Source organism: uncultured Fibrobacter sp., assembly GCF_937877005.1.
Lineage (GTDB): Bacteria > Fibrobacterota > Fibrobacteria > Fibrobacterales > Fibrobacteraceae > Fibrobacter.
Genome location: NZ_CALEFV010000247.1, coordinates 30,372 through 47,288, shown reverse-complemented (window position 1 = coordinate 47,288; position 16,917 = coordinate 30,372). Strand labels below are relative to the sequence as shown.

The 16,917-nt window shown below is 51.8% G+C and carries 14 protein-coding genes; 8 read left to right on the top strand and 6 right to left on the bottom strand.

Features of this window, described 5'->3' with window-relative positions; translation table 11 throughout:
* Nucleotides 1–6: 6 nt before the first annotated feature.
* Entirely contained in the window at nt 7–3,381 is a 3,375-nt protein-coding gene (mfd, locus tag Q0628_RS10875) for a transcription-repair coupling factor (protein ID WP_298770926.1), read from the top strand.
* On the opposite strand, the gene Q0628_RS10870 is transcribed toward mfd, so the two are convergent.
* Nucleotides 3,370–4,083, bottom strand: a complete 714-nt coding sequence (locus tag Q0628_RS10870; protein WP_298770924.1) for a TatD family hydrolase — start codon at nt 4,081–4,083, stop codon at nt 3,370–3,372. The genes mfd and Q0628_RS10870 overlap by 12 nt on opposite strands.
* A 125-nt stretch (nt 4,084–4,208) precedes the next feature.
* Between Q0628_RS10870 and Q0628_RS10865 the strand changes: the two genes are divergently transcribed.
* Nucleotides 4,209–4,406, top strand: coding sequence for a hypothetical protein (locus Q0628_RS10865; RefSeq protein WP_298770922.1), 198 nt, complete (start codon nt 4,209–4,211; stop codon nt 4,404–4,406).
* Between the two features lie 183 nt (nt 4,407–4,589).
* On the opposite strand, the gene Q0628_RS10860 is transcribed toward Q0628_RS10865, so the two are convergent.
* Nucleotides 4,590–6,014: a hypothetical protein gene (locus Q0628_RS10860; RefSeq protein WP_298770919.1), complete on the bottom strand. Its 1,425-nt coding sequence runs from the start codon at nt 6,012–6,014 to the stop codon at nt 4,590–4,592.
* A 121-nt stretch (nt 6,015–6,135) separates the two neighbouring features.
* On the opposite strand from Q0628_RS10860, the gene Q0628_RS10855 reads away from it, so the two are divergent.
* The 5 genes from Q0628_RS10855 (at nt 6,136) to Q0628_RS10835 (ending at nt 10,342) form a co-directional block, all read left to right on the top strand.
* A complete protein-coding gene (locus Q0628_RS10855; protein WP_298770917.1) occupies nt 6,136–7,218 on the top strand; it encodes a hypothetical protein in 1,083 nt (360 codons plus the stop codon).
* 26 nt (nt 7,219–7,244) lie between these two features.
* Entirely contained in the window at nt 7,245–7,664 is a 420-nt protein-coding gene (locus tag Q0628_RS10850) for a PIN domain-containing protein (protein WP_298770915.1), read from the top strand.
* A gap of 76 nt (nt 7,665–7,740) precedes the next feature.
* Complete coding sequence (gene gatB / locus Q0628_RS10845) at nt 7,741–9,195, top strand: Asp-tRNA(Asn)/Glu-tRNA(Gln) amidotransferase subunit GatB (protein ID WP_298770912.1); 1,455 nt, start codon at nt 7,741–7,743, stop codon at nt 9,193–9,195.
* Between the two features lie 7 nt (nt 9,196–9,202).
* Entirely contained in the window at nt 9,203–9,571 is a 369-nt protein-coding gene (locus Q0628_RS10840; protein WP_298770910.1) for a hypothetical protein, read from the top strand.
* A 36-nt stretch (nt 9,572–9,607) separates the two neighbouring features.
* Nucleotides 9,608–10,342, top strand: coding sequence for an IMP cyclohydrolase (locus tag Q0628_RS10835; RefSeq protein WP_298770908.1), 735 nt, complete (start codon nt 9,608–9,610; stop codon nt 10,340–10,342).
* A gap of 168 nt (nt 10,343–10,510) precedes the next feature.
* Here Q0628_RS10835 and Q0628_RS10830 read toward each other — a convergent pair whose 3' ends face one another.
* Nucleotides 10,511–11,902 carry a GntR family transcriptional regulator gene (locus tag Q0628_RS10830; protein WP_298770906.1) on the bottom strand — a complete coding sequence of 464 codons (1,392 nt, stop codon included), beginning with the start codon at nt 11,900–11,902 and terminating at the stop codon, nt 10,511–10,513.
* Between the two features lie 103 nt (nt 11,903–12,005).
* Nucleotides 12,006–13,049, bottom strand: a complete 1,044-nt coding sequence (locus tag Q0628_RS10825; RefSeq protein ID WP_298770904.1) for a glycoside hydrolase family 16 protein — start codon at nt 13,047–13,049, stop codon at nt 12,006–12,008.
* A gap of 149 nt (nt 13,050–13,198) precedes the next feature.
* Between Q0628_RS10825 and Q0628_RS10820 the strand changes: the two genes are divergently transcribed.
* Nucleotides 13,199–14,938 (top strand): chloride channel protein, encoded by a 1,740-nt coding sequence (locus Q0628_RS10820; RefSeq protein ID WP_298770902.1) that lies wholly within the window; start codon nt 13,199–13,201, stop codon nt 14,936–14,938.
* 3 nt (nt 14,939–14,941) lie between these two features.
* Here the strand turns inward: Q0628_RS10820 and Q0628_RS10815 are convergent, their stop codons facing one another.
* A complete protein-coding gene (locus tag Q0628_RS10815) occupies nt 14,942–15,886 on the bottom strand; it encodes a tRNA-dihydrouridine synthase family protein (protein ID WP_298770901.1) in 945 nt (314 codons plus the stop codon).
* Nucleotides 15,887–15,890: 4 nt separating this feature from the next.
* Complete coding sequence (locus Q0628_RS10810; RefSeq protein ID WP_298770900.1) at nt 15,891–16,883, bottom strand: peptidoglycan DD-metalloendopeptidase family protein; 993 nt, start codon at nt 16,881–16,883, stop codon at nt 15,891–15,893.
* Nucleotides 16,884–16,917 lie beyond the last annotated feature (34 nt).

Sequence of the window (16,917 nt, the reverse complement as noted above, 5' to 3'; positions counted from 1 at the left end):
GGCGCGATGGTTGAATCGCTTTCCGAATTACTCACTTTTGCACCGACTGATTCGCTGAACCTTTTCTACAAAGCAGAGGGTTCGGCGATTCATGTCAATGGAGCGACTGTTCCGTTCGCCTCGATGATGGTTGCATCGCGTTTCCTGCGTAAGCCGGCCCCGATTCTGGTGGTTGCTCGCGATTACAAAAGTGCAGAGAACTGGGTCGAGAACCTGGAAGGGCTCGTCGGTGAGGATTTTGTCCGTTTTTTCCCGTCGGTTGGGCTTAAACCTTACGAAAAGAAGGTTCCTTTTGAAGGCGTGCTTGAAGAACGTCTCAAGTTTTTCCGTGATGTTGAATCGGAAAACCCGTTCATAACGGTATGTCCGCTAGATTCATTCCTGATGCGACTTCCAGAACCGCATACGGTCATGAAGAAAGGCCTTACGCTCAAGGTGGGCGATGTTATGGAACCGTCGTCGCTTCGCCCCTGGTTCATGGATCATGGCTTTATAGAACAGCCCGTAGTTTCTGGTGTGGGGGAGTTCTCGGTGCGCGGCTGTATTGTTGACGTGAATTGTCTTCTGTATCCGCATCCGATTCGTATCGAGTTCTTCGGTGATGAAATTGAATCGATCCGTAGCTTTGATATCTTTACACAGCGTTCTGTGGAACCGATGAATCAGGTGCAGCTTTTCCCGATGGGGGAGTTCACCATCAAGGAGCGCGAGGCGGCAAAGTTCAACGGAGACCTTTCGGGGCTATGGTGGCATCGTGGCCGTTACGAGAAGCTGGACTACAGTCTGCTCGACTATTTGCCCAAGGCGAGCCTCGTCTTCGAGGAGCTTTCGCTACTGGCCGAGACAGCCTCGAAACTTTATGTCAACTACGAGGCTGCTTTTCGTGAAGTGCGAACAATTGATGCCGACGTCGTAGAACCTTCGCGAACCTGGTTCAAGATGGGGGAACTTTCGCGACTTTTTGTTGGTCGCACCTCCATGGACATGACGCGAGTCAAGGTCGATGATGGTTCCTGGTTCGATCTGCACTGTAAACCGCAGGATTTCTCTTCGAATGGAACCGATGCCGTAGCGAAGGAAATCGAGGAATTTACGGCCCGCGGGGGAAAAGTCTATGTGGTTGCCCCGACCGCGGGCGCGCTTAATCGTATCAAGCAGCTTCTGGATGGTCTCGAGATAGAGGACTATATTCAGGGGAACCTTTCCGAAGGTTTCTGGCTTGAAGAGGACCGCGTAGCCTTCCTCACGGAGACACGGATCTTCAACAGGCATTCAAACAAGACGCGCAAGCGCAAGATTGCGGGATCCGTTTCGGGAGCCCTGATGATCGAGTCGCTGAATCGTGGTGATTTCGTTTCGCACGAGGATCATGGTGTCGGTAAGTATTTGGGGCTTGTTCGCGTGAATGTCAATGGCGGCATGGTCGATTGCGCCATGCTCGAATATGCGGGTGGCGACAGGCTCAAGTTCCCTGTGGCGGACCTGCAGAAAATTGAACGCCTTGAAACACAAGAAAACGCTCCGAAACTCGATAAGCTGGGTGGCAAGACTTGGGAAAATCTCAAGGAACGAGTCAAGAAAAAGGTTATTCAGATTGCGCGCGATCTGGTGGAACTTTATGCCAAGCGTGAATTAATCGAGGGTTTCGATTTTCCTCCCGACGGCAAGCTTCAAAAGGAATTCGAAGATGCTTTTGAGTATGATCCGACTCCCGATCAGCTGAAAGCAATCGAAGATATCAAGCGAGACATGGAAAGTAAGCGCCCTATGGATCGTCTTGTCTGTGGCGATGTGGGGTTCGGAAAGACCGAAGTGGCCATGCGAGCCGCCTTCAAGTGTGTGGTGAGCAAGAAACAGGTTGTATTGCTTGTGCCTACGACAATTCTCGCGGCCCAGCACTATGAAAACTTCATGGACCGTTTTGCGGGCTTTGCGGTAAATATCGCTCTTGTGAATCGCTATAAGACGGCGAAGGAAAAGAGGGAAATTTTCAAGCAGGTTTCCGAAGGAAAGATCGACATTCTCATCGGAACGCATAGCCTTCTTTCCGAGAAGAACCAGTTCAAGGACTTGGGACTTTTGATTGTCGATGAAGAACAGAAATTTGGAGTGAAGCAGAAGGAAAAGCTTAGGGAAATGCGTCTTGCCGTAGACACCCTGAGCATGAGCGCAACTCCGATTCCGCGTTCGTTGCATTTGAGCATGACGGGAGTGCGCGACATTTCGCTTATCAATACGCCCCCGGTGAACCGCTTGCCTGTCGAGACAACGCTCATGAAGCGCGATGACATGGTCATCAAGCGGGCTATCGAAGATGAACTGGCCCGTGGCGGTCAGGTGTTTATTGTGAACGATCGCGTCCATAGTATCTATGCGCTCGCCGACGATATCGAGGCTCTCGTTCCTGATGCAAAGATTGGCGTGGCGCATGGGCAAATGAACGATCGCGATCTTGAAAATGCGATGGAAGCCTTTCTTTCGCGAAAATTCGATATTCTGATTAGTACGAGTATCATTGAGTCGGGACTCGATGTTCCGAATGCGAATACGATTATCATTATGAATGCGCATCACTTTGGCATTAGCCAATTGTATCAGATGCGTGGACGTGTGGGGCGCAGCAGTGTTCTGGCGAAAGCCTTGCTTGTGATTCCTTCCAAGAATGAAATCTCGACAGAATCAATGCGGCGTCTCAAGGCGCTTGAGCAGTTTACGGATCTTGGTAGCGGGTACCAGCTTGCCATGCGCGATCTCGAAATTCGTGGGGCTGGTAACTTGCTTGGTCAGGAACAGCATGGTTTTATTGCAGAGGTAGGCTTTGAAACCTACGTGCGCCTTGTGCGCGAGGCTGTTGAAATGCTTCGTGGCGGTCCTGCCGAAAAGCCGATACAGACGCGCGTCGAACTTGGTGTAGACGCATTCCTTCCCGAAGATTTCATCCAGGATGGCCTGACGCGTATTTCGATGTACCAGCGTATTGCGCGAGTCTCTTGCACAGACGAAATTCAGGGAATTGCCCAGGAACTTCAGGATCGTTTCGGAGCCGTTCCCGTGGCCGCCAAGATGCTTCTGCTTGTGACCGAAATAGGGCTCTTGGCTGGGCGCCTCCGCATACAGGGATTAGTGCAGCGCAAGGGTATGCTTGCTGCAACCTTCGTGGAATTTCCGCCTCCCGATCCGCGCATCATTAGCGAAATGTATGCAAATACGCAGTTTCCCATGCGAATCATGGGGGGATCGCCGTTGCAGGTTGTCATTGAACTTGGAAAAGGGAGTGCTACGGAGCTTGCCGAAAAGTGTCTCAAGGAATTCCGCGCATTTAGCGCCATCCGCGCCGAATCGGTTGTCGTTAAAAGTAATGGCTCCGTTTTAGATCGATAATTGGCTAAATCGCTTTTCGGTTTCTTTCAACTTTATTTCTAGTGCCGTGACGATTTCTTCGGCGGTCATGTCATTGTTCTTGCTGAAGGTTTCGTCGGCATCGGTTTCGAATCGGATTTGTACTGCTGGAATTTGCTGGATGGCCGCGAGGGTCGATTTCTTGCGGAAAGAATCCTGATGCAATGAGAAAATTGGATTCAGCATCTGTGCCGTTTTCACTGTAGAAATGTCCCCGCCAAACCGGTGAAAAATGGGATGCGCGTTAGTTGAGGCTGGGTAACCGCATTCTTTTAGGATTTTGATAATTCGTCCGTAATCTCCGACGCAGTGAATTTGCAGGTCTCGGTTGAAATGTAGAGCTAGTTTCACCTGTCTGCGGAACGCCATTTCCTGAGAACCACCTTCTTCATAGCCTTCATAGCGTTTATCAAGTCCTGTTTCTCCAACTCCGGCATTGGTGCATTTTTCAAGAATGGATTCTAGTTTTTTCCAATCGCTTTCTTTGAGATGGTCGCAAACTATCGGGTGAATCCCGTAGCAGCATCCCGAACCAGTTAGAAAGATTTCATCGACCTTTTGGAGAGCTTCCCATTCCCAAGGTTCACAAGCTACGGCGTTAAAGCGGTAACCATGCTCCAATAAGGTTTGCGCGACGCTTGTCGAATGGGGGAGGCGTACCAAATGAAGGTGAAAATCGTACATACACCCAATATATACAAGAAAAATGTGCTTTTATTGGAATATATGCAAAATTTTTCTTGTTTTTTAGATTGAAAAAGCTTAATTTATGGGTATTGAAAATATTTTGCATAAAAAAAGGAGTCTTTATGCGTGATCTTTTGGAAAAAGCCTTGAATAAGGGTCTTGGTGTTTCTTTTACGACCGAAGGTGGTTTTGCAGTTATTCGTGTCACCAAGGGCGACGAGGCCGTAGCCAGCTGTAGCCTTGGTTCGGGCGATTTCCGTGCCAGTGTCGAAGATTCCTTGCAGTCGCTTTTGCTTGATTTGGAGCGCAAGGGTGTCTAACATTTAATCTTTTTTTGCAAAGAAAATCCCGCGAGTTTTCTCGCGGGATTTTCTTTAATTCGGTGGCTTTTAGCTAGCCCGGTCTTCCGTGAGCAATAAAGCCCTCGTGTGTTAACCGAGGGCATTTGCGAGAGGGCTAGCATCAGAGAAAGTTCCCTGTGTTAGTTTGCTAGCCCGGTCTTATTAGTTGATTCGGCCGACCAGGTTTCCCGAAATCATGTAGTCCCTGGAGCTTCCGTAGCTGTGGAAGCCGGCAGAGAGGCTGAAACGGCTGGTGAAAGCCTTTTCGAGATAGATGGCGCCGAGGACATCCTTCACGTGCTTGGAGCTGAAGTTCTGGAAGTCCTTGTGTTCGTGACGATCTCCGACATATTCTGCTTCGACGAGGATACGGTCGACGACTGGCGTATAGATGGCGAAGCCACCGGTAAGGGGAATCACCAAGTCATCGGACATGTCCATTAGGGCGGCTTCGGCGAAAATGTCGAAGTTGCCGAGCGGCAGGTTGGCCTTCATCGAGGCATTGTGCTTGATTTCGGCATCGCTGTCGTAGACTGCATCGAAGATGTTGCTACGATAGGCGAGTTGAACCTTCAGCTTGGAAATTCCTTCGAGACCGTGGAAATTGAAGGCTGCACGGATGTCACCCTTGTTCAGATTCTCGGATTTGCTAATCAAGGACAGGTAGAAGTCCATGTTTTCAGTCGGGGTGAAGCCGAACTGCAACTGGTTCTCAGGATCCTGAGTAGAGAGGAATCCATTCAGGTAGCCGTCGATATAGCCGCCGAAATAGTCTCCGCTCTTGTCCGTGTTGTCCCAACGACCAACCTTGAAAGAGAACAAATCTGTTCCCTGCATGGCCCATGCTTCGTCAAGGCTGAAGTAGTCGTCAGAATACTGACGAGTTCCTTCGCGGAGCTGTTCCTTCTTGACCTTCTTGTCAATATTGTCGTCAGAGGCCTTGAGGTCGCCCGGATAGAAGGCAATACCAATCTTGCCCTTGAAGTCATCGGATTCGGCGAGCACTGCGAAATTAGCTTCACCGGACCAAGTCTCGAGGTTGTCGCCCATTTCGTCGTCTTCGCTGGTCCAGAGGACCTTGCCTGCTTCCAATTCGAAGTCGGCGTTGATGTCGAAATTGATCTGGTTAACCGACATCACGGCGTTTTCAATCATTTTTTTCTTTTTGCGCTTTTTCTTCTTCGGCTTAGCTTGTTCTTGCGGTTCGGTTGCTGCGGCAACTTGAGTGTCTTTGGCCGGTGCGACTTCTTCGGCTACGGGAGCGGCTTCTTCGGCCGGAGCTTCTGTGGCGGCTGCTTCGGTTGCGGGGGCAGCTTCAGCAGGGGCGGCTTGTTCCGTTGCGGGGGCAGCTTCGGCAGGGGCAGCCTGTTCCGTTGCGGGTGCAGCGGCCTGTTCGACAGGAGCAGCTTCAGTTGCGGGTGCGGCTTGTTCTGCAGCAGGTGCGGCCTGTTCAGCGGCAGCGGGGGCAGCAGCGGGGGCCGGTTCGGCGGCGGGTGCGGCTGCCGGAGCAGCGGCAGGAGCGGCGGCTTCCGGTGCGGCAAATGCGGCCGCAGCCAAAATGCAAGAGGCTATAAACATTTTCTTCATAGTGAGGGAACTCCTTTAATTATTCCACAATCGTAATTTTAGTAAAAAAATCTTTCGTATAACGATTTTTGTTTTTTTTTTCGTTTAAAATGTTAACTTTACACGCACAACGAGGTGGATTTTGAAAAAAATATTGTTCCTGTGCATTTTCTTGTTCCTGGCTAGCGGCTTTTCTATAGCTCAAGAGACATTGAATGTCTACGAAAAGAAACAAGGTCAGATAAACGAAGAGACTCCTTTCGGTTCGATTGTGTTTACGGACTGGATTAAGGAAATGCCGATTCCTCAGGATTCGGTCAAGAAGGTTCGGGTCGTCAAGGAAAAGGTCCCTATGCTCGACAAGAAGGGACGCGAAGTAAAGGACAAGAAGGGGCGCGTAAAGATGAAGACCCGGCGAAGGAAAGTGGTTACCTGGGAACTTCGCGAACCGTCTGAGCCGCCTAAATATGTTCCCATCCAATGCAAGCTCGGCGCCGTATGGGTTAAGCGTGCCGACTTGGCCCGTTTCAAGCAGGCATCCATGGATTTGAGCGGTGAATACGCATCTGCGACTGGAAGTGTCATCTTGAAAAAGTCCCCGACTAATCCGCGTTATTTCTCCTTCACGATTCAGAATGGTCCGTTGTCCGGTCGTGCCGAACTCGAGGCGAGTAATGTGGAACTTCGTGAATCCAATGGTCATGCCCGTTTGACATACACCGAAGATGGCTGTACCGTAGATATCGCCGTAGCCGATCGAAAGGTCCGGGTTGCCCAGCGCGGTTGTGCCGAATACAATGTGGGTAACTATAAGCTCGAGGGCGAGTACAATAATTACAAGGGCAACCGTCGTATTGTCGAAACATTCAATATGCCTGAACAGTCCTTTAAGTACAAGAAGTACCTGTGGTGTGGTAGCGGTTTTGACAGCTGCGAAAAGGTCAAGGACGACAACGGAACCGTGACCATTACCTGGAGTAAGGATGGTAATGGCTTTATTGAACGCCAGGCCGGTGATGCTGTGCATGTTTATCGTCCGTTTGAGCATGTGATTCCGCACAAACGCGACTTTTTCCAAGGCGAAAAGCCTCTCGCGATTAAAACGAAACGCACCGATATGGCGGGCGAGTGGATGATCTGGTATTTCTATCCGAAAGCGGAACGATTCAAGATGGTCCGTGCCGGCATGCGTGAAGATATTGCATACATGGAAATCTACGAGTGATTGATTCGATAGAAAAAAGTCGTCTGATGTTTCTTGATTCGGGCTCACTGGTCCGGCTGTTACAGATGCATCCCGACTATTACCCGGTGGTTTCCAGTGTCCTTGACATGGTGTACGAGAAGAATATACAGATTCTTGTTTCGTCCGTTACTTTATTTGAAATAAGCCGCCGGGCCTTTGAAAATAGCGAGGGCGTGTTGGCGCGCCAGTACCGCGAGTTCTTCGAACATTCCAAGAACGTGAAGGTGTGCCCGGTAGATGCCGAAGTTTCTGTTAAGGCGGCTGAACTTTTTGCTGCTTCGCAGAAGACGAACCACAAGATTACCGAAGCGGAGTCCCTGCGCCTTGCGACGGCGTTTGTGAACGGCGCCGACTGCATCCTTACCGAATGCGCCAATTTCCGCACCCTTACCGATGTCCTCGTCGTGACCCTGGACGAACTCTAGCATATTCCTAATCACTAACCACTAACCACTAACCACTATTTTTCTATCTTTATCCCCGTAAAATTACGGAGTTTTTATGTCCAATTATTGTCCTGTTATCGGTCTTGAAATCCATTGCCAGCTCGCGACTAAAACCAAGATGTTCTGCGGCTGCGAAATCGAAGTGAATACGACCCCGAACAAGCACGTGTGCCCTGTTTGCCTCGGTATGCCGGGTGCCATGCCCGTGCCGAACAAGAAGGCGGTGGAATACGCCATTCGCCTGGGCCTTGCCCTGAACTGCGAAATCGACCTGAACGCCATGTGGACCCGCAAGAACTACTTCTACCCGGACCTGCCGAAGGGCTACCAGATTACCCAGACGGGCGGACTTCCGGTGTACGACCACCCGATTTGCAAGAACGGCTGGCTCGAAATCGTCAAGGATGACGGCACCAAGAAGCGCGTGGGCATTACCCGTATCCACATGGAAGAAGACGCCGGCAAGCTCATCCACGACATGAGCCCCACCGATTCCCACTTTGACGCGAACCGCTGCGGCACTCCGCTCTGCGAAATCGTGACCGAACCGGATATCCGTAGCCCCGAAGAAGCCGTGCTCGTGCTCAAGAAGATCAAGCAGACGCTGGAATACACCCGCGTGTCCAACGCCAACATGGAAAACGGCAACATGCGCTGCGACGGCAACATTTCTCTCCGCAAGAGCGAAGATGCTCCATTCGGTATCCGCGCCGAAATCAAGAACCTGAACAGCTTTACGAACCTCGAGAAGGCCCTGTACTGCGAAATGAACCTGCAGGCCTCGACCCTCGATGCCGGTAAGGAAGTGGAACAGTGCACCAAGCGTTACGACCCCAACGCGGACAAGACCATCGTCATCCGCTCCAAGGAAGACGCCCACGACTACAAGTACTTCCCGGAACCGGACATGGTCCGCCTCGTGACCGACCCTGCCTTCGTGGAAGAAATCCGCCGCACGCTTCCGGAACTGCCGGATGCCCGCCGCAAGCGCTTCATGGACGACTTCGGTGTTTCCGAATACGATGCCATGGTGCTTACCGAAGACCGCGACGTGAGCGAATGGTACGACACTGCCGCCAAGAACTGCAAGAACGGCAAGGTCTTGGCCAACTGGGTGATTACCGAACTCCTCGCCAAGGTGAAGGAACTCGAAGGCGGCCTCAGCGCCCTCAAGATCAAGCCTGAAGACCTCTGCAAGCTCGTGAACCTCATTGCCGACAACACCATCAACGGAAAGATTGCAAAGACGGTCTTTGCCGAGATGTTCGAGACCGGCAAGGATCCTGAAGCTATCGTGAAGGAAAAGGGCCTCGTGCAGGTGACCGACACCGGTGCCATCGAAGAAGTGGTCCGTGCCGTGTGTGCCGAAAACGCAGCCCAGTTCGCCGAATTCAAGGCTGGCAAGGTTGCGCTGAAGGGCTTCTTGGTCGGTATGACCATGCGCAAGTCCGGCGGCAAGGCTAACCCGGGCCTCGTGAACCAGATCCTCGACAAGCTCGCGAAGGAATAGTTGCGAAATGGGGAGGACGTCTTCGTTACGTCATTGCGAGCCCCGTAGGGGCGCGGCAATCCACGGCAGTTTATTGCTTGCGGTGCTGCTAGCCCTTTTCCTTGCGATTCCCGCGGCTGCCGCAGACAAGCTCGACAAGTACGACAGCGCTTACGTCAGTACGCTGAACATGACTGACGAAGAAGCGGCGGAACTCTACGGCATCGACTCGACTAAGCTGAACCAGGGTCCGACGCTCCAGGAGCTCAACGAAGAGAATCCGACCTACGTCAAGCGAGAATACAACCACCGCCAGCAAGTCATTGTCGGCAGCGTGGTGATGCTCTGCGTTGCCGTTGCCATGGTGCTCATGAACAATTACAACCCGAAACGATAAAATTTCCCAACCACCAACCACTATTTACTAATCACTATGTCCTACACAGACGAAGCAAAACAGAATTTCAAGGCCCTCTCCAATAACCCCTATCCTGGCCGTGGCATTATCCTCGGCGAAAGCGCCGACGGCAAGTCCTACGTTCAGGTCTACTGGATTATGGGCCGTAGCGTCAACAGCCGCAACCGCGTTTTCGAAATCGAACCCAAGACAGGTTTCATGAAGACGAAGGCCTTCGACGAATCGAAGCTCACGGACCCGCACCTGATTATCTACTACCCGGCACGTCACACTGCCGATGTCCAGATTATCACCAACGGCGACCAGACCGATACGATTTACAACGCCATCAAGCTGGGTGGCACCTTTGAAAGCGCCCTCCGCACGCGCCAGTACGAAGACGACGCCCCGAACTTCACGCCGCGTATTTCCGGCATCCACTACAAGAACGCAAGCCCCGCCGTGTACAAGCTCTCTATCCTCAAGAGCAGGGGCAACTGCGAAGACGCTGGTTGCGAACGCATGACGTTTGAATACGAGAAGGCTTTGCCGGGGCTTGGCCACTTCATCAGCACCTACGAAACCGACGGAAGCCCGATTCCGAGTTTCAATGGCTTCCCGAAGCTGATGCCGATTTTCGACAACGCCGAAGACACGCTCAAAAAGTACTGGGCGGCCTTGAACAAGGACAACAAGGTCTCTCTGATGGTCAAGTGGATCGACAAGAAGACCTTTAAGGCCAAGATGTTGATCGTCAATAAGAATAAGTAAAATCCTGTGTCATCCTGAGAACGCGAAGCGTTCGAAGGATCTAGACTAGAATATTAAGGACTGGATTCTTCTCCCCGCAAGGGGGATCATGCTCACATAAGCGCTAAAGCGCTAAGTGATCAAAGAGACTACGAACCTTCAGTTCTCCGCTCAGAATGACACTTCGTGTCATTTCTCCACCACGTTCCCGAGGATGTGGTGGATTTTTTTGATTCCGTCAAAAGCCGAGGGGTTGCTGATGTAGTAGAAGATTTGTTCTACGAGTGCGTCGGTGTTGAAGTCGTAAGAGGGAATGCGCAGCAGGTAGCTTTCCATGGAGTTGTCGAAGGCGATGTAGGTCGGCCCGATGTTTGGCTGCGGGATTTCCATGTTGTTTTCTTCGGCCATTTCCATGAAGATTCCCGCGACTTCGTCGTTTACGCAAATCCAGGGCATGTTGTTGCCGTTTGCCCTCTGGAATTCAAGGGCGCGCTCGGCGAGCGTCTTGAGCTTGTCCTTTTCCAAGCTGCGCGCCATGATTTCTACGGAGAGTTTTTCGACTTTCTTGCGGGCAATTTGTTTGTAATCCCAGGGGCTAGCAAATTCGGCGTCCACGTAGGGGTGCACCACGAGCCCCGATTCTTCGAGGCCGGTCAAGCGGTCCTTGGACCAGGAACTATTGTGGTACGGCGAAAAATAGCCCACTTCGGTCACGCCGAGGCCCAGCAGGTAGCGGCCAATTTCTTTGCCGGGAGTTTTGCCGAAGGTGGAGTTGAAGAATATCCAGTTGTCCTTGCGCAAAAAACTGCGCGGCACAGCGTCAATGGGATGTTCCCACCATACGGCCACGGGGAACTTGGCGTCGGCAAAAAATGTCAGGAGCGGCCTGACGTTCTGCACCAAGAGCGTCGAAAGCACGGCCCCGACGGCGTTCGGGTGTTCCGAAAGTTTGCAGGGTTTGCCGCTGCGGTCAATGAGCTTGCCCGTGGCGTCATTGATGCCGAACAGGGTGAGCTTGTAATGATTCTTACCGGCGGTCTTGTAAATGAGGCGCAAAAAGTCCAGTTCGCGTTCGCTTTCGGCGCTGAATCCGCCCCAGCTGTTGCATCGCGTCACGAAGATGAGTTCGCTGAGCGGAGCTTCGTCCTTTTTTTGCTGCTTGCGGTAAAAAACGTACTGGCGGCCTTCTTTTTTCAAGATGCCCAAGGCCACCTTTTCTTCTAGGAACTTGCGGAGCGTGCCCTGCGAAATGTTATAGCGGGCAGAGAGTTCCTTGGAAAGGGGGAGCGGCATCGACGGCTTTAGGTAACCCTGCGCGAAGTCGCGCTCGAACGCCTTGGCGAGTTTTTCAGAAACCGTCTCGTGAATGTAGGGAACCTTGGTCCGTAGGGGAGACGTGCCCCAGAAACAGCCCTTTCCTTGAATCTTGCAAATCTTTCCGGCGGATTCTAGCTCGGCAAGCGCCGCCTGCACCGTGCCCGACGAAGCACCGAACCCCTTGATCATGGAACGCACCGAAGGGAGTCGGTCGCCTTCGGCGAGGTTCATGTTGAGCAAAGCCTTGATAATCCGCTGTTTCATGCTTAAATATTAATAAAAATGTTTGCAATGTGGGCTGTAAACAAATGACCTGCGCAGGGGAGGTTCCTGCGCAGGTCGGGGTTGTTTGGGGTTGGATGAATTTCTAGAAGTTAAAGTCCACTTGGTAGTTGGCCTTGTTGCTCGGGTTCACTCGGGCACCCTTGGCATTGACCGTACCGCGAATTTCCTTGTTCTGGAACTTGGCGCGGTTCTGGAGAATGCCCATGTTCTGTTCGCTGTTGGAACTGAGCGGATTGTATTCGCTACTGGAGCTAGGCGGGGTAAATTGTTCACTGCTAGAAGACTGCTGCGAAGATCCGTTGAGCATGGCGTCCCCTTCGGGATCTTGAGGAACCTGTCCATTGAAGCTTTCCTGCCCCTTCTTGGTCAGTGCAATAATGACCATGCCGTCTTTTGCATAGATGTTGCTCGGGCTAATGTCGACACGGTTGCCTTCAAAGGTCCAATCACCCTTGCCCCAGCGGTTTGCATCGAATGTCTTGAAATCGTCCGTCCACTGAAGTTTGAAGTCGCTTCCGTTGTCGCCCTGTCCCGGCGTGTATTCGTAAACCTTGACCCAGTTGATGAACTGGTAAACGGGGAGGATGTTGTCGTTCCATGCGCCTACCCAGCCGGCATCTTCATGAGACCAGAGGTTGAAACGGAGCCCCTGCGGTTTCTTGCCGAGATCTTGCACCTGGTTATTGTCGCCCTGTCCCTTGACAGTCTTGCGGACAACTTGACCGTCAAGAGTCCATGCAACATAATCGGGAGTCCATTCTATTCCGTATGTATGGAAAGACTCGTTTGATGCCGGGTTTATGCCGTGGTGTTTTTCACTTGTGACTTTGGTATCTTCGCCGGGGCCATAACCGGTAATGATATTAGACTGGAAACTATTTGGATTTTTCCCTAGAATTTCAATGTCAATTTCAACCCATGGTTCCGGGGCTCCCAGGTAGGAATCGTTGTGGTAGAGGAACATGGAGCTTACCGTACCAGAGCCGGCGGCCATTTGCATACGGGCTTCAAACTTACCGTACATCCAAGTTTCGTTGGTATAGAGTTCTGCGCCTGAATAGTCTTTTGCCATAAGGGTTGCCGCTGCGGAAAGCGTGATTGCAGTAAAGGTTGATTTAATGTTCATGAGATTTCGTTCTCCTCACAAAGGAATTTAAAATGATTCTTCTTCAAATACAATTTTAGTAATAGACAAAATGACCGAAGTGTATCGATTGTTGTTAAAAGCTCGCTTACTTCTAGGCAAACTTGCCTCAAATTTCTACATTTGCGCCCGTGAAAGATTTCCAAAAGCAATTTGCGAAGCTGCTCGCTATCAATGGTTATCTGCCGAAAATTATTTTGGCGGCGGTAATCGGTTTGGTTACGGGACTGGTTGCGGTTGCTTTTCGTTGTTGTCTTGAGCAGGCCTGCCAATTAGTCCGTTTGCCATGGTCTGGCGGAAATGCTCTCCCGAGGTGGTGTTTTGCTGCGATGCCGACACTGGGCGGCCTCGTCGTGGGGCTGATTATCTTCAAGTTTGCGAAGGCACCTGAAGCGGCGGGGCAGGGGACCGATAACATGATCCGTTCATTTCACCATCAGGGTGGAATGGTTCGTGCGCGTGTCGCCCCGATTAAGTTCGTTACGAGTATCATTACGCTCTCGACGGGCGGTAGCGCCGGTTACGAGGGGCCTGTTTCGCAAATCGGTTCTGGAGTCGCCTCGACGATTTGCAGTCTGTTCAAGATGCCGCAGTCGTTGCGACGGCAGTTTACGCTTGCTGGAACGGCTGCGGGGCTCGGAGCCATTTTCAAGGCCCCTTTGGCGGGGGCTCTTACATCGGTCGAGGTCCTGTACCGAGAAGATTTCGAGTCTAACGCCTTTGCGACATCCATAGTCTCGTCAGTGGTTGCCTTTGCTGTATGCATCGCGATGCTCGGAACTGAGCCCGTGATAGCGGGAGTGCCTGCGTTTCCACTCACGAATCCTGCCGAGTTACTGGCTTGTGCCTTGCTAGGATTTCTTTGTTTTCCATTTTCGTACCTGTATGTACGTTTTTATAGCGAGTCCGAAACGCGTTTTGCCCGTTGGGCGATTCCTGACTGGCTGAAACCGGCCGTAGGTGGGGTCTTTGTCTCTGTGGTTATCGTCGCTTACCCGGAAGTCATGGGTGGTGGATTCGAATTCATAGGCGAAATTATGCGGGGGCTTGTTCCGCATTCATTTTGGGGGGTGGCACTGCTGCTTGCGATTGCGATTGCAAAAATCGTTGCGACGGCTTTCACGGTGGGTTCGGGCGGTTCGGGCGGCGTGTTTGGGCCATCGCTATTTATTGGAGGCGTGCTCGGTGCCATGTTTGCTGGAATCTGCGAGTTATTTTTCCCCGGTGCGATGCGGGCGCCCGAGATGTTTATTCTGGTTGGAATGGCAGCCTTCTTTGCGGGGGCGGCCAAGGCTCCGATTGCCGGTGTCGTTATGGTTTGCGAAATGACGGGTAGCTACACCCTTTTGCCGGGACTATTAATTGCGGCTGTCATGCATATCGCGTTTTCACGCCCATGGAGTATCTACAAGAGTCAGGTCCTGAACAAGTTCGCAAGTCCAGCCCACAAGAGCGATATGGATGTGGATGTGCTCAGCGTTACAAGCGTAGGCGAGGTAATCGAACCCTGTGAAATTAAGTCGCTTAGGGGTGATGAACCGCTTGCGAAGGTTTTGAAGTATGTTGACCTGAATTATGTTTACCCGGTGTACGAGGGTGAATCCTATATCGGTCTGCTGGATATGGCCGTGGTCAAGTCTGCCTTTATTTCGTCGCCGGAGCTAATCCGGCACCTTCTGGTTTCGGATTGCACCGTAAAGGTCCCGATGCTTTTTGTGTCGACGGATCTGCATACAGCATCCAAGATTTTCGCACGATTCCCGGTGGACCAGGTCTGTGTGAAGAACGACGCGGGTGAAGTCGTCGGGGCATTAAGCCAAGCGGCCATTTTCAGGGCATATGACCGCATTGTCAGGCGCGATACTCACTAGGAATTAGGCCAGTTCGGCAACGGCCTCGAGGTATTCATCAAGATTCCTGGATTTCTCAATTTTCTTCTTGATTTTTTTGGGGAGCTCCGCATAGGTCCAGAAGGCGCGAATTTTGTCTAGAATCTGGGCATTTCCCTGCAGTCTCTGCGAATAGTCGGCAAGGATGTCTGTATGGATCTTGATGAGGGTTTTCATCGTTGTTTCGCAGGGGATTCCTGCATATTGGGCTGCTAGAACTGGGTTTGCGAGGAGACCCCTGCCGATCATGATTCCTGCGAGATTTGGATAGCGTTTCTCGATATACTCGATTTGTGAAAGAGTGGTCAAGTCTCCGTTAAAGAGAAGTGGGTGCCTGCATTCATCGTAAAAATAATCGAATGTGCTGAAATCGAGAGCTCCCTTATATTGCTGCGTTCCGAGACGTGGGTGGAGCGTGATATGGGTTAGGGGAGTTTCGTTCAGGTACGGGAGCAGTTTTAGGCATTCGTCGGGGTGTTCGAGCCCTGAACGCATTTTGATGCTGAATTGAATGGGGCTTGCACTAGATTGGAACTGAGTGATTTTCACAAGAATCCTGCGAACCTGTTCGATATTGGGAAGAATTCCTGCGCCCCGTCCTGACTTGGTCTGCATTGGGAATGGACAGCCCATGTTGATGTCGATTTCGCAGAAACCTCGTGCAGTTATAGTTTCTGTTAGTGTATCGAATTCTGATTCATTGCGCACGATAATCTGCGGAACAAGGTGGTAGGGCTTTCTTCCGTCGATTGTGGTAGAAAAGCATGTGTCCGCATCCAGATCACGAAGGTCCTTTGTTCGGATTTCACCTTTTTCAATCCTCAAAAAGGGGGTGTAGTATGTGTCGATTCCGGGTGCTGATAGGTAATGAGCCTGTCTGTAGGCGGATTCGGTAAAACCCTGTAGCGGGGCGAAATGAACCGGGAGCATGTTTTTACGAGCAGCGCAGCACCTGGCCCGGTCGGATCATGTTGCCCTTGATACCGTTCAGCTGTTTGAGCCTGCGTATAGAAATCCCGTATTTTCGGGCAATCTTTCCGAGGCAGTCGCCGCGGCGCACCTTGTAGTAGCGATGCTTGGAAAGTTCTTTCTGGTATCCGGCCTCGACAACCTGGAGCTGATTTTCGTCAATTTCCGTCATTGCATTGATGAATGTGCCTTCTTCGAAGTTGAAGACGGTGGCGGGGTCGATGTAGGTGCCGTTGAAGCGCATCTCGAAATGCAGATGAGCGCCGAATGAGCGGCCCGTATTGCCGCCGACGCCGATGGTGTCACCGGCCTGCAGTGTGTCGCCGACATTGACCTTCCAGCTGGCGAGGTGTGCATACAGGGTGGTGAGTCCGTTTCCGTGGTCCAGGATAACGTATTTTCCGTATCCTCTGCGGCGTCCCTGGTTGCGGACTTTAGCGACGACGCCTGTAAAGGCGGCTACGATGGTGCGGTCTTCGTCGTGGCAGAGCCCGAGATCCACGCCGCGGTGCATGCGGTAGGTGCGAATGCCATAGGGTGCTGATATGCGCTTGCTGGCCGAGGGCACGAAGGCGGTCGTCATGTCGAGGACAAGTTTGTGAACGGAGTCGGTCGTAGCGGAGTCTGTGCTAGCCATGTCGGCGGCCAGTTCTGCTTCGGCGGCCTCGTTCTCGGCTGCAGATACTTCGCTATCTTCGTTAAGGGTGTCGGCTGCAGCTAAGTCTTCCGAGGGGTCTGATTTGTCTAGAGAGTCACTAGCGGGTAGTGCAGCCTTGACGGTATCCTTCGCGACGCTATCTACGACATTGCCTGCATCGGCTTCGTCGATGACGACATTTCCCGTGAATTCGCTTTCTGTTTCGGGTGTCTCTGCTTTAGGGGTATTAATGCTTGTCGATGGTGCTTCGATATTCGTTTCCTTGGGGACATCTACTAGGGGAATGGCGTTTTTTGCCATGTGATCCTCTTTGGCCCAAATGGAAAAAGGAAGC

Coding starts and splice junctions, on each gene's coding strand:
- Q0628_RS10815 (WP_298770901.1), bottom strand. CDS start 15,886: ATGCTCCCGGTTCATTTCGCCCCGCTACAGGGTTTTACCGAATCCGCC.
- Q0628_RS10860 (WP_298770919.1), bottom strand. CDS start 6,014: ATGAAGAAAATGTTTATAGCCTCTTGCATTTTGGCTGCGGCCGCATTT.
- Q0628_RS10810 (WP_298770900.1), bottom strand. CDS start 16,883: ATGGCAAAAAACGCCATTCCCCTAGTAGATGTCCCCAAGGAAACGAAT.
- Q0628_RS10830 (WP_298770906.1), bottom strand. CDS start 11,902: ATGAAACAGCGGATTATCAAGGCTTTGCTCAACATGAACCTCGCCGAA.
- Q0628_RS10835 (WP_298770908.1), top strand. CDS start 9,608: ATGTCCTACACAGACGAAGCAAAACAGAATTTCAAGGCCCTCTCCAAT.
- mfd (WP_298770926.1), top strand. CDS start 7: ATGGTTGAATCGCTTTCCGAATTACTCACTTTTGCACCGACTGATTCG.
- Q0628_RS10825 (WP_298770904.1), bottom strand. CDS start 13,049: ATGAACATTAAATCAACCTTTACTGCAATCACGCTTTCCGCAGCGGCA.
- Q0628_RS10850 (WP_298770915.1), top strand. CDS start 7,245: ATGTTTCTTGATTCGGGCTCACTGGTCCGGCTGTTACAGATGCATCCC.
- gatB (WP_298770912.1), top strand. CDS start 7,741: ATGTCCAATTATTGTCCTGTTATCGGTCTTGAAATCCATTGCCAGCTC.
- Q0628_RS10840 (WP_298770910.1), top strand. CDS start 9,203: ATGGGGAGGACGTCTTCGTTACGTCATTGCGAGCCCCGTAGGGGCGCG.
- Q0628_RS10865 (WP_298770922.1), top strand. CDS start 4,209: ATGCGTGATCTTTTGGAAAAAGCCTTGAATAAGGGTCTTGGTGTTTCT.
- Q0628_RS10870 (WP_298770924.1), bottom strand. CDS start 4,083: ATGTACGATTTTCACCTTCATTTGGTACGCCTCCCCCATTCGACAAGC.